Raw genomic sequence first — 15,417 nt, 5'->3', positions numbered from 1 at the left:
AAGGGACTGCCCCTACAGGGAAAATCCCTTCAACCCAACTGACAATACTATCAAACGCAACTTGACACAGCACTAGCGACTTACGGTATCATCGGACCAGATGAAAACGGAATGTGTCAAATTCTCAATCCAATCTATTTGTACCGAGTTTTGCAGGCATTCCAATCCCTTATAAACGGACTTGAGGACGAATACTTCCCTGAAGACAGTTCTATCGACTTCTCAGAATATATCGCACTGACGGGGCAGCTTCAAATGCAGCGACTCATCGAAAATTTTAAAGACTTCATCGCCCGCGCAGGATTCAGAATCCTCCAAGTCCCGGATACCCCGCAAGAATTCGTCGGGCAATACCTCCTCTTCGCATATCTCGATGAATTTGTGAAAATCGTTGGTGCCGCCATGTATTTGGAAGTTCCAACCGGACGAGGCAGAGCCGATCTCGTCATTTCGCACAGCGGACAGACTTACATTGTCGAAACAAAGGTCCGACGCAGCGAACGAAATTATCAGGCAGGCAAACAACAACTCGCAGCATACCTTAAGTCAGAAAACGCAACAGAAGGTTACTCTGTGGTGTTTGATTATCGTGAAAATCCGGAATCCAGAGCGGAGACAGATATAGTTGAAGGTCGGACGATTCACAGTTACGTCATTCCCGTCCTTCAGGCACTCCCATCTCAACCGTGAAACCCAGCGTCATTTAGTTTTCGCAAGAATCGGGGTTACAAACCCCTCCCACAAAAATGGTTCGTGACAATTGAATGGCTCTGCCGAAACCCAGAGCCATTCAGTTTTAAGAAATTATGGACTTTGAGCGGATCCGGTGCGGTTAGGAAACCGCACCTACCGGACCGGGGGGTTCAAAATCTTCATAAAAAAGAAAAACTAAATAGCCTTGCCGTGAAACCCATAATCCCTTGACAAAAAAGCGAATTTCGTTAAAATAACGTGAGTTTGATATTGATACAGAAAGTGGTCTTGAAAAACGAAATATCTGTTCATATTACCCGGCTTTCTATGGGTGTTTACCGCTCTACCCAACCTACAAGTTTATTTTCAAACCGGCGTTAAAATAAAAAAGTTGTATTTTCATTACATCAATTTGCTCATGCATAGCATGCGAAAGGAAAACTCATGACACAAACTCCTCCAGAATCCGCTGTCATCCTCTTTGACGGCACAGACCTCAGCAATTGGACAAGCTTAGATGGGAGCGAACCGGGTTGGCAGGTCGAAGGCGACGCAATGCTTGTCGTCCCGCGTAGCGGCGATGTCATCAGCAAGGAAACCTTCACGGATCATTTCGTTCATGTCGAATTTAGATGTCCCGATATGCCTGAAGCAACAGGACAGGCAAAAGGCAACAGCGGTGTCTTCCTTCAAGGCAGATATGAAGTCCAAGTCTTGGATTCTTACGGCATCGAAGTCCCCGGAATGGGCGATTGCGGCGCAATTTACAACCAGTTCGCACCGCTCGTCAACGCTTGCAAACCACCGCTTGAGTGGCAGACCTACGATATTACCTTCCGGGCACCCCGCTTCAACGATGCAGGCGAAATGACTGAAGGTCCCCGGATAACTGTTATTCAGAACGGCTTGGTCATCATCAACAACGCGCAACTCGCTGGCACAACCGGCGGAAGTATCGATTCAGAAGCCTCTACACCGGGTCCACTGAAACTGCAAGACCATGGCAATGACGTTCGGTACCGGAACATCTGGGCAGTCTCCCTCCCACTTGAGGGTTCGGACAAATATTAGAGGAATGGCTATCGGAAACCATCGGCAATCGGCGATCAGTTAAGAAGTTTTCGTTTAACGATATCCTCTTACCGACTGCTGACCGCTGACACCCAATTGACAGAGAGGAACTTTATGGAAACCAATCAAGATCTTCCCACAATTCCGAGGCGACGACTCGGACGAACAGAACTCAGTATTCCGGTTATTCCGTTCGGGACGCAGGGATTTGGAAACAACTTCGGCTTCGTTTCAGACGAAGAGGCTGTGGATCTCGTTAAACACTCGGTGTCCATCGGTGTGAACCACTTCGACTGTGCACGCTGTTATGGGGATTCAATGCGGAAACTCGGTCTGGCGTTGAAGGAGATCCCGCGTGAGGACGTTATCATTACCGGGAGACTCTGTTGCCATTCCGCTGCGGAGTGGGGTGGCTACGGAGAAGGCAGACCCGATTATTCCGCCGAACGCGCAATCGCCGACCTCGAGGACCAACTCGAACTTCTCGGCACAGACTATCTCGACGGTATGCTTATCCACGACCCAGGCGAGATTGATCCGACGCTGGAAAAGGGAGGCACGCTCGACGGTTTGCTCCAATGTAAGGCGCGTGGACTTGTCCGCCACCTCGGATACGGGATGCGTCCCCACGATTTCCATCTCAAGGCGATGGCAACAGGCGATGTTGACCTTATCCTCTGCTTCAACGACTACAACCTCATCCGGCAGAACGCCGCTGACGACATCCTCCCTGCTGCTGCTGAAGCAGACATCGGGGTCATGAACGGTTGGTCGATCTTGCGCGGTATCCTCACAGGTGTCGATATTGACGCTGAGATTGAAAGAGGACGCTGGAAAAAAGAAGGTGATGTTGCAGCAGCATACCCAATTTGGGAGTGGTGCGTTGAAGAAGGCATAAATTTGCTTCAACTCGCGCTTCAGTTCTGTCTGAAAGAAGAACGGATTCAGGGCAACAACATCGGTAGCCTCAACGTCGAGCAGCTTGAAGCGAACGTTCGAGCCGCCAGCACACCGCTACCCGATGAAGTCTGGGAGAAATACGAAGCACGTTTTGGGGCAAATTAGTAATTAGCAATTAGCAATTAGTAATTAGCAATTAGCAATTAGCAATTAGCAATTAGCAATTAGTAATTAGCAATTAGCAATTAGTAATTAGCAATTAGCAATTAGCAATTAGCAATTAGCAATTAGCAGTCGGCGATCAGCGATCAGTAGGTGTGGTTTGATGAAGATTAAGCCTTTATTTTCGTAATGTTCGGTGTTAATTGTCTGAATCAGGATTTACTGGATTCAAGGATTGGCAGGATAGAGACCTTCTGTGATTGACAATTGTCTTTTGCAGAATTACCGAATGTTTTTTATCCTGCCAACCGACTGCTGACCGCTGATAGCTAATGGCTACTTCCCAATCAATTTCTCCAAGAACTTATGCGTCACACGTGGGAGGGGATACTCCCGCAGTGCCGTAACCCCGACCCACTTTGCATCCCGTGGACCCGTCAGAACCACCTCACCCGCTTGATAGTCACACTGAAAAACATCCACAACGACCTTGAAATGGGTGTAGGCATGCCTGACACGCGTGAGGAACCGCACGTTGGTAACAGAAAGATTGACGGCATCAGCGATGTGTCGGACACACGCCGTTTCGGCGGTTTCATCCTCAGCAAGTTGTCCACCCGGAAACTCCCAGAGTCCACCGAGCAGACCATCGAGTTGCCGCTGCGTAAGTAAGACCTCGTTGTCCTTATAGATAACGCCAACAGCGAGATGGTGTTCTGGGACAGGTTTCGTCTCGCGCCGATACGGAAACTCGTCTTGCCGCGCGGCGTGGAACGCCTCACAAAACGAATTCACGGGACAGACGAGACAGGTCGGCGATTGCGGACGACACACTGTTGCCCCCAACTCCATCATCGCCTGATTGAAAAACCCCGGTGCCTTCGGATCCAAGAGTTCATCCGCTTTCTGCTGAAACGACCTCGCCGACTTCGGATCGTTAATCGGGGACTCCATTAGAAACAGACGCGCCAGGACGCGTTTGATATTCCCGTCTACAGCTGCATACGGCGCGTTAAAAGCGATACTTTGTACCGCTGCTGCACTATAATCCCCGACCCCCGGCAACTTCCGAAAGGCCGCATAATCCAGCGGTATCTTCCCGCCCAACTCATTCACAACGACCTGTGCTGCCTTATGGAGATTCCGTGCTCTCGCATAATACCCCAGACCTTCCCACACCTTCAAGACATCCTGTAGCGGTGCGGCTGCCAAGTGTTGGACATCTGGAAACCGTTCGATGAACCGCTCATAGTATCCCACCACCTTCTTGACCTGTGTCTGTTGGAGCATCACCTCGGAGACCCAAATTCGGTAAGGGTCATTTGTGTGTCGCCACGGCATATCGCGTTGGTAGACCTTGAACCACGCCAACAACGCATCCCGAAAATCTTGGTAGTGTTTGCGTAAAGGTTTTTTGTGCATATTTATCTCAATCGCGGATTTGGCGGATTTTACAGATTTCGCGGAGCACTTATTGTCTGAATCAGGATTTACGGGATTCAAGGATTTTCAGATTATAGAGGTTCTCGGATTGATACACGGAAACCTTTGAAATCCTATAAACATAGCACCTTTACAGATCATTTCTACACAGATGCCGCCCCGCTGGGGCTTTTGTGTGGGGTGGCTCACATTTCTACACAGATGCCGCCCCTCCGGGGCTCAGTGAGCTTCTTTCCTGTGGTACTGCTGACCGCCATTCTACATATCCATGGCAATCCGAAAACCGACACTGTGAATTCCGCGGATCGGTTCATACGCTGCACGGTTCGCACACCGCGCAGCGAACTCTCCGCGCGCAATCCACGCCCCCCCGCGAATTACCTTCCGCCGTCCCTCACTCGCGCCCAACGGATTCTCCGCAGGCGAGTACTTATACGTCTCCATGTGAAACCAATCGAAACACCAGTCATAAGCGTTGCCTGCCATATCGTAGCACCCGTAAGGACTCACACCCGACGGATAACTCCCAGTCGGCACCAATCGTTTATTCCCGGATTCCGATGTATTCGCTCGACTGGCATCCCAGATATTCCCCCAGGGATACTCCCGCGCATCCGTCCCTCGTGCTGCCTTCTCCCATTCCGCCTCCGACGGCAAGCGATACGCCATGCCTTCACACTCACTGAGCCATGCCAAAAAATTAGTCGCATCGTGCCAGCTTACACCGACGACAGGAAAATCGGGTCCATTGAGATGCGCATCGTCCCAGAACAGCGGTTGTGGGTATCCTGTCTCCTCAACAAACTGCGCGTATTGGGCATTCGTGACCTGATACGTCCCGATGGCGTAAGCATCGAGCAGAACGCTCCGTTGCGGTTCCTCTGGATCGGTTTTCCGCATTCCGGTCGGAATCGTTCCCATTATGAACGCTCCAGCGGGGATATGGATGAAAGGGTAATCAAGTGTTTCGATGTGCATGGTAAGCGTGTAAACTTTCTAAAATAACGCAAGTTGCTACAGACAAGATTTCGGATGTCCGAACTCCATTTTTCAGTGAAAAGCATTGATGGACCGCGAAGGTCCCGTAGCGTAAAATTTTAGTTTTCGCATCGACAGACACAAACTGGAAAGTTTGTGCTACAAATGGCAACAGAATCGCTATGACGGTCCCGTCGTGGAAAACTAAAGACACAAACTGGAAAGTTTGTGCTACAAATGGCAATTGGGGTAGCTCTTTACCATTCTTGGGGCGTATATGTGGCATGTAGGCTTGCGATGCCTGATAGTTTTGCCTCCAGTGTTTTGAGAGAGATAAATAATTTCATCAATTGCTGTTCTTCCTTCATCCGCACGTTATACCACTTGAGGAGCGACTGATCTGTGGCTTGGAGCCTTTGGAAAGCGTCATCCTGTTCCTCCGGCATTCTGGCATCTGCGTGTTCCGTCTGGTAACGGCTATTGAGTTGGTGTAGGTGGTCTATGCGGGTATCAATCTTTTCTAACCGATCCGTCTGCGCCTCAACACGTTCGAGGAGTGTTTCTTTTAACCGGCTGTCTATCCGGTGATAAGTATTTCCGAGTGTCTGACGGACGTGTTCTTGGTGTAGATCGTAAAGTGTCTTGTATCGAGATTGCGCAAAGACGGCACTGGTGGGGTCACAAGTTCGCAGTCTATCTGATAAGCGTTTGCGAAAATGAGGCTCCATATCGGCTTGCTCTTGGCGTTCTGGAAAAGTCTCTATGAGGCAGGTAACCACATCGCCACGGGCGAACCCTCTGGCAAACATACTGATGGCAAACTCGATCTCGTCGGGTGAGAAATGGATCGGTGGCAAGGCTGCGGTCTCTCGGATTTCTTCAAGGTGTTCATCGTCATAAACAATGGGCTTCTCTTCAATGAAGCGTGGCAACTCTGGTAACTGGGTTTTTTTGTTTTGGTGTTCTATGTTCATGGTTTTCCTTTCTTGCGAAATGCTGCGAATTACAGCGAAATATTTCGTCTTTTCGGTTTTTATCGGTTTCCTTTAGCAGTTTGGTGTTCTGTGTTCATGGTTTTCCTTTCTTGCGAAGTGCTGCGAAATGCTGCGAATTACAGCGAAATATTTCGTCTTTTCGGTTTTTATCGGTTTCCTTTAGCAGTTCGGATCTGCGTTTCGGATTCGTCGAGTAAGCCTCCCTTTAAAGGGTGTCTCTGTTTCGGAAAATCGCTTTCAGTTCCAAGCGTGAGATAGGTTTGTGCTGCTTTCGCCATATCGGTTTCCTCACGAAACTGAGACAGTAGGCACAGGATATGTGGGGTTTCACAATGGATACCTACTTAATTACTATAAACTTAATTAAGTATTATACTTGATAGTGTAGAAAAAATCAAGCCTTTTCTGAATGTGTAAAGTTTTTGGCATTAAGCGTTGGTGTAACATTTTAACGCCACTATTTATCAATATGTTATTTTTATTTCAACAAAACAACCCTTTCAAACGCTTATTGTGAAATTCTCATCTCTTTGTAGTAGTCTGTCACGGGTTTCACTCCGTTCTACCCGCAGGAAATACCCAATCAAAAACACCTACAAAAAATCAAAATAACGTTGACAAACTAGTGCTGTGTCACTCCTAAAATGATGGATGTGGGCAGCCACAAGGGACTGCCCCTACAGGGAAAATCCCTTCAATCCAACTTACAATACTATCAAACTCAACTTGACACAGCACTAGTAGTCTCTGATAGCCAACCGAAAACCCTCAACCGGGTGTGTAAATATTTTGTCAAAGGTTGTAGATGTCACCCCTACGGGGTTTGGTGTTGGGGTCCATAAAAGTTCTACAGAGATGACACCCCTACGGGGTTGAAGAGAAAACAGGTCAAAATCGGGTTTAGAAACCCCTCCTACAAGAGAAGGCAGAGGTCTAATGCCAAAAACTTTACCCACCCCCAATGACCCATAATTTGACAACGCATCACGAATATATTATACTTAAGATATGAAAATCATCGCCAGAGAGGTCCGAAACTATATCACACCAAACGGATATGAACACGGAAACTTTACTTCAGCAAACGACCCATTTTAGATATGACCTTCTGAAAGACCTCGTAGATATCCCTATTAGATTACAAGGAGGATGGTAATACAGAAGCCCTCTGGACAGCCCTGTATGATGTTGTCGCGGCACAAGGCGGGATTGGAAAACTTGCTGAAAGGGCAAAGGTTAATCCTGAGCATCTCAACGATATACTCGCTTCTAAACCGGAACCTCGCTTGGATAATTTGCAAAACATTCTTTCTGGACTCAGCTTTCAGATTCGCTTGGAATTCACCGAACATAACTTGTAGGAGCGATCTCCCGATCGCGACACACCATCTACTTTATACTCGCTACTCGCTGGTGAAATTTCCCAGCCTCCTCTGTAAAATCCTGTTTCTTTTTTTGACTATTTATCGTATAATAAGTAATATGGAGAACCTTTTACTTGCCGAACACGCAACTTCACCATACCTGACAAATCCGTCTTTCTCGGGCCACCAAACGTTTCCTTTTCGGTATACGTGGTTGAAAAAAGGTGTTGATGCGGTTACAGAAGATCCAACCATATTTTCATCGGAAAACGCTTCCGTCGTTTTAGGTGTTGGAAAAAACATGGTGGCATCTATCCGACACTGGTGCACCGTTGCCCAACTCATCAAAAAAGTTGATGACCCTCAACGCGGAAGTTTGACCCCAACCAAACTCGGTGAGGCTATTTTTGACGACAAAAAGGGATTCGATCCATACCTTGATGATCCAGCGACTTTATGGTTAATTCACTTGCAAATCGCAACGAATATCAATCAGGCAACTGCATGGTATTGGGCATTTAATATCTCAAGGGATAACCAATTCACACCCGACACATTTAAAAAGGAATTATCCGAGTGGACACAACAACAGAAAGAATCCGTTCGATCTATCTCCGATACTACACTTCAACGGGATGTTAATTGCTTCATCCGAACTTACTGTCATTCACGCCATAATGCTAATGCTGCGATAGCTGAGGAGACATTTGACTGCCCGCTCGTAGATCTCAAATTAATGACCGAATTGCCAGAGAGAAATAGGTATGAATTCCAGCGGGGTGAAAAGGAAACACTACCAATTGAGATTGTTATAGCAACGTTGCTTGCCTTTTGGGATGCGAGTTTTCCTGAAGGGGAAGTAATGCCTTTTAGAGACCTCATGTACGCACCGCTAAGTCCAGGACGAATCTTCAGGTTAGATGAAGACACGATGGTTTTGTATCTTGAAAGGCTTGAACATCTTACGAATGAAGTATTACGGTATGATGAAACTGCCGACTTGAAACAGGTCTATCGAGATGGAAATTTAAATCCAATGGAACTTTTAGCGAGGTATTATGCTTAACGTCCCCTTATCAGATATTTTTCAGGTTAAAGGGCGTTTTCGGCGTTCTGTTCATCTCGAACGCGACTTCTATACGGAGAACGCCTTAGATGGATACGTTTTGACCGCTACTGCACGAGACACATTATCACGCGTCGTTTCAACGCTCGAAAATGAAAAGGCATCAAAGGCATGGTCCCTTACAGGTCCCTACGGGTCAGGAAAATCAGCATTTGCTCTCTTCGCCGCAAAGCTGCTCGGAGACTCCGACGCGCCCACAACGCAACAGGCTTTAGATCTGTTGAAGCGTGGAGATGTTTCGTTGTATGAAAGATTCACAACCACAAATGGTAATGGAAAACCCCTATCAGATTTCTGTCCGGTACTTATCTCCGGTGAACGCTCACCACTCTCAATTGCCTTGCTGAACGGTTTAGAGAACGGACTTAAGAGTTTTGGAATCCCGTCTAATAGCTCACTCCCGAAAAAAATCAGAAAACTATTGAAAATCACTGCTAATGACCCTCCTCTGCAAGCATCTGAAATTACACATCTTTTTGAGTCTGCAACGCTCTCTATCAAGAAAAAGGGCGGGCGGGGTTTATTGTTAGTGATCGATGAACTTGGGAAGTTTCTTGAGTACGCTACGCAACATCCGACGCAAGGGGACATGTTTGTTCTACAGACACTTGCCGAATTTGCAGACCGAAGCGGGAAAACTCCACTCTTTTTGATGACAATTCTCCATCAGGCTTTTGAACTCTATGCGGAACATGCCGGTAAATCGGAACAAGAAGAGTGGACAAAAGTTCAAGGAAGATTCGAGGATATCGCCTTTTTAGAATCCACCGAACATGTGCTTCGTTTAGTCGGGACAGCACTGGAGAAACGTTCAGATGTTGTCGGGAAAGACATTCTCAAACCAGCAATCAACCTCGGACTTAAACCGCGTCAATTTGACGAGAACGAATTTATTCATTTATTGGAGAACTGTCTACCGCTCCATCCGACAGTGGCACTTCTTATTGGTCCAATTTTCCGACGATTCGCGCAAAATGAACGCTCCCTCTTTGCTTTCCTCAGCTCAAGCGAACCGAACGGACTACAAGATTTTTTGTCTCTTCAACACTACAAAAGCAGTTTTTTACCTACATTTTCGTTGGCTGATCTTTGCGACTACCTTAACACTACACACGGGAATCGTCTCTACACTTCGCAAACCGGTAAAAAATGGGCAGAGATTGAATCTACTATAACTCAATTAGCCGACCCTTCTCCTATGGTAGTTCGACTCATTAAAACCATTGGGTTACTCGGTATTGCTAACGAACCAATTCCAAATCTGAAAGCCTCAGAGGAGTTGCTTTATTATGCCTTAGATGATAACACAGAAGAATTCGCAGATGAATTTAAAAGGACACTTTCGACTTTAAAAAGACGCTCAATAATCACCTACCGTAGTTACAACAATGTTTACGCACTTTGGGAAGGGAGCGATATCGACATTGAGGTTAGACTTCGCGATGCAGCCGCACACATTGACACTAAAGTCGCCCTTGCTACTGACTTATCTCGTTACATGCCGACAAACCCACTCGTTGCAAGACGACACCTATTCCAAACCGGCACCTTGCGCTACTTTGCCGTTCGATACACCGACCTTGAGAATTTTGACACAGATTTGAGAGAGCCTCTCGGCGATGAAGACGGACTTGTTCTCTATGCACTGCCCGCAAGTGAAAAAGAAGTCACAAAACTCATTGAAAAAGCAAACGATAGCAACGCTGAAAATCGAAAAGAAGTGTTGATTGGGATCCCGCGCTCCATAGGTCTTCTACGAGATGCCGTTACTCAACTTGCTTACTTACACTGGATTGATGGAAACACACCTGAACTCGACGGTGATGCGGTCGCAAGACGCGAACTCTCCATACGTATGATAGAATCAGAACGTGAAGTATCTAATCGGTTAACAGAAATTTTTGGCGACAATAGCGAAGATTTTTGCACATGGTATCACAAAGGGCAACCTACAGGTATTAACTCCACAAAAGCAAGAAACACATACCTGTCAAGAATCTGTGACGATGTCTACAATGAAACTCCCCTTATCCGAAATGAACTGATTAATCGGCGTAAAATCTCCGGTGCTGCAACTACAGCTCGAAAAAAATTGATTCAAGCGATGCTTGAAAACGGCGATCAAGAAAACCTTGGTATCACTGGTTATCCACCCGAAATGAGTATCTATCGTTCTCTCCTATGGAATACAGGGGTACACCGCGAGGTTGAAAGTGTGTGGGGATTTCATCCACCAAAAATAGATGACAGAAACAGAATAGCACATACATGGAACGCTATTGAGGAATTTCTTGAAGCGTGTGAGAGCGACCGACAATCTGTTGTAGATCTCTATCAACAACTCAAGAATCCACCATTAGGTCTTAGGGAGGGCCCACTGCCTATTCTTCTGTGTGCCGTGATGCTCCACTATAAAACAGAAATCGCACTTTACGAAAACGGATCCTTTATAGCAGACTGGTCAATGCCGGTCTTTGAAAGACTGCTTAAAGCACCGCAACAATTTGATTTGAAGCGATTCCGGATGACTGGCATCCGTACAGACGTGTTTTCACAACTTTTGCAGATGCTCAACTACCGTGTGGAAACTGAGAAGACGGATTTGTTAATGGTGGTCTCCCCACTGATGCGCTTTATCGCTCAACTCCCAAAGTACACTTTAGGGACACAAGAATTAAGCGATAATGCCAAAAATCTTCGCAAAGTTATTCAGGACGCGCGTGAGCCAGACGAACTCCTTTTTAAACAGATCCCAAAAGCACTCGATTTTCCGTCCTTTGGTGCAGAAACAGCAACAGACGAAAATACTGTTTCGGATTTTTTCAACACACTGCAAGACGCACTATCAGAGTTAGAACAAGCTTATGATGTCCTGTTGAATGCCATAGAGCAGATGCTCGTGAAAGCCTTTAACTTAATACCAAATAGAGAAGAACTCCGAGCAGAACTTGCTGATAGAGCTGAACCTCTATTTGCAGTGACGATCGAGACACAACTCAAAGGATTTTTAATCCAAGTTTGTAGCGGCGGTCACGACTTCACGAGTTGGATCGAAGCAATCGCAACGTATCTTGCCAAAAAGCCACCAACATCGTGGCACGACATAGACAAAGCTCAATTTGAGATTAACCTGTCTCAACTTGCAAGGAAGTTCCGACATTTTGAAGCAATTTCTTATGAAAAACGGGCGCACGCTGAATCACCAACAGGCGAGCCAATTCGGATAGGCATTACGAGACCTAACCATCCTGAACAGGAGCAGGTCGTTACTTTATCTTCCACAGCTGAAGAACAAGCGAATAAAATAGAACACGAAATTGAACAAGTGTTTGATAAATTTGACGTTGATGGAAATTCTGAATTTCGTCTCGCGGTTTTAGCGCGTATTTCACAAAAATTGATGCAAGAGGAAGAATAGAAAACACAGTTTGACATTTTGGCACATATATGTTATGCTCAAAATGTAGCAGTCCTCAATAAAATGCCTACCTCAGGAGAAAGAATGGAACAAAAGACACGCCATCTGCTTGGTCTTTCCGGTGGAAAAGACAGTTCCGCACTCGCTGTTTACATGCGGGACAGGGTGCCAGAAATGGAATACTTCTTTTCTGATACCGGCAAGGAACTACCAGAGACTTATGAATTTTTAGATAGATTAGAGGTATTCCTCGGCAAACCAATTGTCCGCCTTAACATGGACTCCGACCAAAATAAGAACCGCGATTTTGATCATTGGCTGACGCTTTATGGAGGGTTGCTGCCGTCGTCTCAAGTCCGCTGGTGCACCGTTAACCTCAAAATCAAACCTTTTGAAGAATACGTTGGCGAAGATAGCGCGTATAACTACGTCGCTATCCGCGCCGACGAGGACCGTGTCGGCTATAAACCGCTGAAAACCGCCTCCCTCCGCAACATTGAACCCAAGTACCCTTTCAAAGAAGACGGTATCACCAAAGAGGATGTCTATCGAATTCTGGAGGAAAGCGGACTCGGTTTGCCTGATTATTACCAGTGGCGGACGCGCTCTGGGTGTTACTTCTGTTTCTTCCAACGCAAATCCGAATGGGTAGGACTGTTAGAGGAACATCCAGACCTCTTTGAACTCGCCAAAGGTTACGAGAAATTCAATGAAGAGACAGGTGAACGGTTCACGTGGATTCAAGGCGAAAGTTTAGAAGAATTGTCAGATCCAGAACGGATAGCACAAATCAAGGCAAATACCGAAAAAGCAATGGCATCCAAGAAAACAGCGAAACCGAACCGCCGTTTGATAGAAATCCTAACCGATGTCCACGATGATGAGGATGATGAGGAGCCTTGTTTGATTTGTCACAAATAATAATTCGCTTTAGGACTCATTATACGGAGATACTACGTGCCACAACCAGTCTCAGAAATTTACTCAGCAAAATCTGATCATTTTCAGGGCACAATGACTTGCTATAATGAAAACGTAGGTTTTCGCGTTCCTGAATATCAACGGACCTACGATTGGAACGAGGATAACATAAAACGGCTCCTAGAGGATTGCCTAAATAGATTCTATAATCTTTCCATATCTAATAATGAATCATATACTTTCCTTGGCACATTAATTCTTGTAAAGGAGGAGTCTGAATCTTCATTTAATGGAACTTCACTCTCTGTAGTAGATGGACAGCAGAGATTAATAACATTAATCCTCATTTGTTGTGCTTTAACCGAAGAATTATACTTACAAAAAGACAACACTAACAGTCTTCAAGAACCTACGATAAATTGGATAAAAAAGGAGATTAAGTTTATTCGTGAAAGGCTATATGACTGTGTTATAGGCCAACTTCGCAGCAGTGGTAGAACGTCCGGGTTCCCTCGTGTAGTTCGTTCTCAAGATGATAACCGGGCATTTAGCCACCCTGAGGCAAAATATGATTCTGTAATTGCCACATTCTTGCATGATTTTGACGATTACTATTTACAAAGTTACTCTGCTTTCTCTCCAGTTCAAACAAATGATAGTGCTGATACACTTCGATTTTTTCAAAACTATGAGTATATAAAAAAACAAGTTGAGTTAGGCATTTATAAAGGAAATGATATGGCAGACACTACAGAGCAAAGTGATCTAGATTTCAATCAGATTAGCCATGATGCTTTTCGGAATGCTGGATTGAGCAATTTGTTTAAAAAATTGGATACGCTGTCTGACCAAACAGAAAAGGACCTTGCAATTTCAGATATAGTTAGTAATTCCGATTCACATGGTTTTGTCCGACTTATGCTATTTTCTCATTACATGTTGAAATCAGTTGTTCTAATGCGGATTGAGACAAGTGACGAAGATGCTGCCTTTGATATTTTTGACTCTCTTAATACAACTGGTGAACCTCTGACAGCTATTCAGACTTTTAAACCTCTCGTAATGAGTTTTGAACGTGAAAATGGGAATACAAATTTTAGTAGAACTGAAAGCGCAAAACAATTTGAAAGACTTGAAGAGAACTTAAACCATTTTGAAATTGATAAAAGACAAAAGGAGGCAAAAGAATTACTGGTTACATTTGCCTTACATCTTGAAGGCCATAAGTTACCAGAGAACCTTGCTGCTCAGCGTAGTTATTTGAGAGAAAAATTTCAAGGGACAGTGAATTCAAACATTAAATATATCATCGTTCAATCGTTGGCGGATATAGCAGAATTTAGGCAAACCTATTGGAATCGTGATTCTATCCAATATCTCAACAGTATCCATCCCAACGACACGAGCGATCGACTAAAACTATGCTGCGCGTTTATATCTGCTATGAAAACAAGTTTAGCACTTCCAATAATGACACGATATTGGGCACAATATCAGCAGGATGGAAACGAGGATACTTTCGCTGACGCTGTGATGGCACTAACCGCTTTTCTCGTCCTAAGGCGCTCGATAACAGGGACTACTGGAGGAATTGATACCGACTTTAGAAAGATGATGGGAACACTTTGTACTGGATTAGATTATTCAAATTCGCTTCTCAGTTTAGATGATCTCAAGAAGATGTTGAGAGAATATTTGGAAGCTCCGCGTATCGGAGTGGATAATAAGGAAACTTGGGTTTCTCGAGTATGTGAAGTACCCCTAGCCAGTTCTGCAAAACCTTTGTGTCGGTTCTTGCTCTTTGCGGCTTCCGATAATGCTACGGCGGATCAAGAGAATCCAGGTCTTCTTACACGCGATGGAATAACGCCCAGTGATCAATTAGCCTATCTTAACTTTAGTAAATGGCAAAACAGTAAATATGCAACCGTTGAACACGTTGCTCCAGATGCAAAGCCCGATAGTGGTTGGGATGAGGAAATTTACAGGCAGCAATATACTCGCCATACAATAGGAAACATTATTCTCCTTCCTCAAAAGGAAAATTCAAGCGTTGGTAACGCCTCTTGGACTAAGAAAAAGTTATTTTACCGTGCGTTAGCCGCAAAAACAGAACCAGAAAGAAAAAGTCAATTTGAACAAGCGAAGAAAGAAGGCTTAACTTTCCCGAAGCGCACCGAAAATTTACTCAAGAAACAAGTACGGCTTGACATGCTAGATCCTATTACTAATGCGACCCAGTGGAAAAAGCCAACTATCCAAGAACGCTCAAAAAACATTCTCGAACTCGCTTGGGACGTAATAGCACCTTGGCTTGGTTACTAATATATCCAGCCTTAACTGGTA

Annotated in this window: 10 protein-coding genes; 7 read left to right on the top strand and 3 right to left on the bottom strand. The window is 45.3% G+C overall.

Translation table 11 applies throughout. The features are described 5' to 3' along the window. Positions 1 to 111 precede the first annotated feature (111 nt). The 3 genes from J4G07_15795 to J4G07_15785 all read left to right on the top strand — a co-directional run bounded on the left by J4G07_15795 (position 112) and on the right by J4G07_15785 (position 2,829). Entirely contained in the window at positions 112 to 690 is a 579-nt protein-coding gene (locus tag J4G07_15795; protein MCE2415454.1) for a hypothetical protein, read from the top strand. A 447-nt stretch (positions 691 to 1,137) separates the two neighbouring features. Next, on the top strand, positions 1,138 to 1,764 hold the full coding sequence (locus J4G07_15790) for a DUF1080 domain-containing protein (protein ID MCE2415453.1): 627 nt from the start codon (positions 1,138 to 1,140) through the stop codon (positions 1,762 to 1,764). Between the two features lie 114 nt (positions 1,765 to 1,878). Beyond that, positions 1,879 to 2,829 (top strand): aldo/keto reductase, encoded by a 951-nt coding sequence (locus J4G07_15785; GenBank protein MCE2415452.1) that lies wholly within the window; start codon positions 1,879 to 1,881, stop codon positions 2,827 to 2,829. Positions 2,830 to 3,162: 333 nt separating this feature from the next. Here the strand turns inward: J4G07_15785 and mutY are convergent, their stop codons facing one another. The 3 genes from mutY to J4G07_15770 all read right to left on the bottom strand — a co-directional run bounded on the left by mutY (position 3,163) and on the right by J4G07_15770 (position 6,221). Next, a complete protein-coding gene (gene mutY / locus J4G07_15780; protein ID MCE2415451.1) occupies positions 3,163 to 4,248 on the bottom strand; it encodes an A/G-specific adenine glycosylase in 1,086 nt (361 codons plus the stop codon). 279 nt (positions 4,249 to 4,527) lie between these two features. Then, positions 4,528 to 5,247, bottom strand: coding sequence for a formylglycine-generating enzyme family protein (locus J4G07_15775; protein ID MCE2415450.1), 720 nt, complete (start codon positions 5,245 to 5,247; stop codon positions 4,528 to 4,530). Positions 5,248 to 5,504: 257 nt separating this feature from the next. After that, positions 5,505 to 6,221: a hypothetical protein gene (locus tag J4G07_15770; GenBank protein ID MCE2415449.1), complete on the bottom strand. Its 717-nt coding sequence runs from the start codon at positions 6,219 to 6,221 to the stop codon at positions 5,505 to 5,507. A 1,599-nt stretch (positions 6,222 to 7,820) separates the two neighbouring features. Here J4G07_15770 and J4G07_15765 point away from each other — a divergent pair. From J4G07_15765 to J4G07_15750, 4 genes are all read left to right on the top strand, one after another. Beyond that, positions 7,821 to 8,672 (top strand): DUF4007 family protein, encoded by an 852-nt coding sequence (locus tag J4G07_15765; protein MCE2415448.1) that lies wholly within the window; start codon positions 7,821 to 7,823, stop codon positions 8,670 to 8,672. Then, positions 8,665 to 12,150, top strand: coding sequence for a hypothetical protein (locus tag J4G07_15760; protein MCE2415447.1), 3,486 nt, complete (start codon positions 8,665 to 8,667; stop codon positions 12,148 to 12,150). The genes J4G07_15765 and J4G07_15760 overlap by 8 nt, the downstream gene beginning before the upstream one ends. A gap of 84 nt (positions 12,151 to 12,234) precedes the next feature. Then, positions 12,235 to 13,071: a phosphoadenosine phosphosulfate reductase family protein gene (locus J4G07_15755; GenBank protein ID MCE2415446.1), complete on the top strand. Its 837-nt coding sequence runs from the start codon at positions 12,235 to 12,237 to the stop codon at positions 13,069 to 13,071. 36 nt (positions 13,072 to 13,107) lie between these two features. Then, a complete protein-coding gene (locus J4G07_15750; protein MCE2415445.1) occupies positions 13,108 to 15,396 on the top strand; it encodes a DUF262 domain-containing protein in 2,289 nt (762 codons plus the stop codon). Positions 15,397 to 15,417 lie beyond the last annotated feature (21 nt).

The sequence above is a fragment of the Candidatus Poribacteria bacterium genome (genome assembly GCA_021295715.1).
Taxonomy (GTDB): Bacteria; Poribacteria; WGA-4E; order WGA-4E; family WGA-3G; genus WGA-3G.
This window is presented reverse-complemented; position numbering and strand designations above follow the sequence as displayed.

Coding starts and splice junctions, on each gene's coding strand:
- J4G07_15770 (MCE2415449.1), bottom strand. CDS start 6,221: ATGAACATAGAACACCAAAACAAAAAAACCCAGTTACCAGAGTTGCCA.
- J4G07_15760 (MCE2415447.1), top strand. CDS start 8,665: ATGCTTAACGTCCCCTTATCAGATATTTTTCAGGTTAAAGGGCGTTTT.
- J4G07_15795 (MCE2415454.1), top strand. CDS start 112: ATGTGTCAAATTCTCAATCCAATCTATTTGTACCGAGTTTTGCAGGCA.
- J4G07_15785 (MCE2415452.1), top strand. CDS start 1,879: ATGGAAACCAATCAAGATCTTCCCACAATTCCGAGGCGACGACTCGGA.
- J4G07_15790 (MCE2415453.1), top strand. CDS start 1,138: ATGACACAAACTCCTCCAGAATCCGCTGTCATCCTCTTTGACGGCACA.
- J4G07_15755 (MCE2415446.1), top strand. CDS start 12,235: ATGGAACAAAAGACACGCCATCTGCTTGGTCTTTCCGGTGGAAAAGAC.
- mutY (MCE2415451.1), bottom strand. CDS start 4,248: ATGCACAAAAAACCTTTACGCAAACACTACCAAGATTTTCGGGATGCG.
- J4G07_15775 (MCE2415450.1), bottom strand. CDS start 5,247: ATGCACATCGAAACACTTGATTACCCTTTCATCCATATCCCCGCTGGA.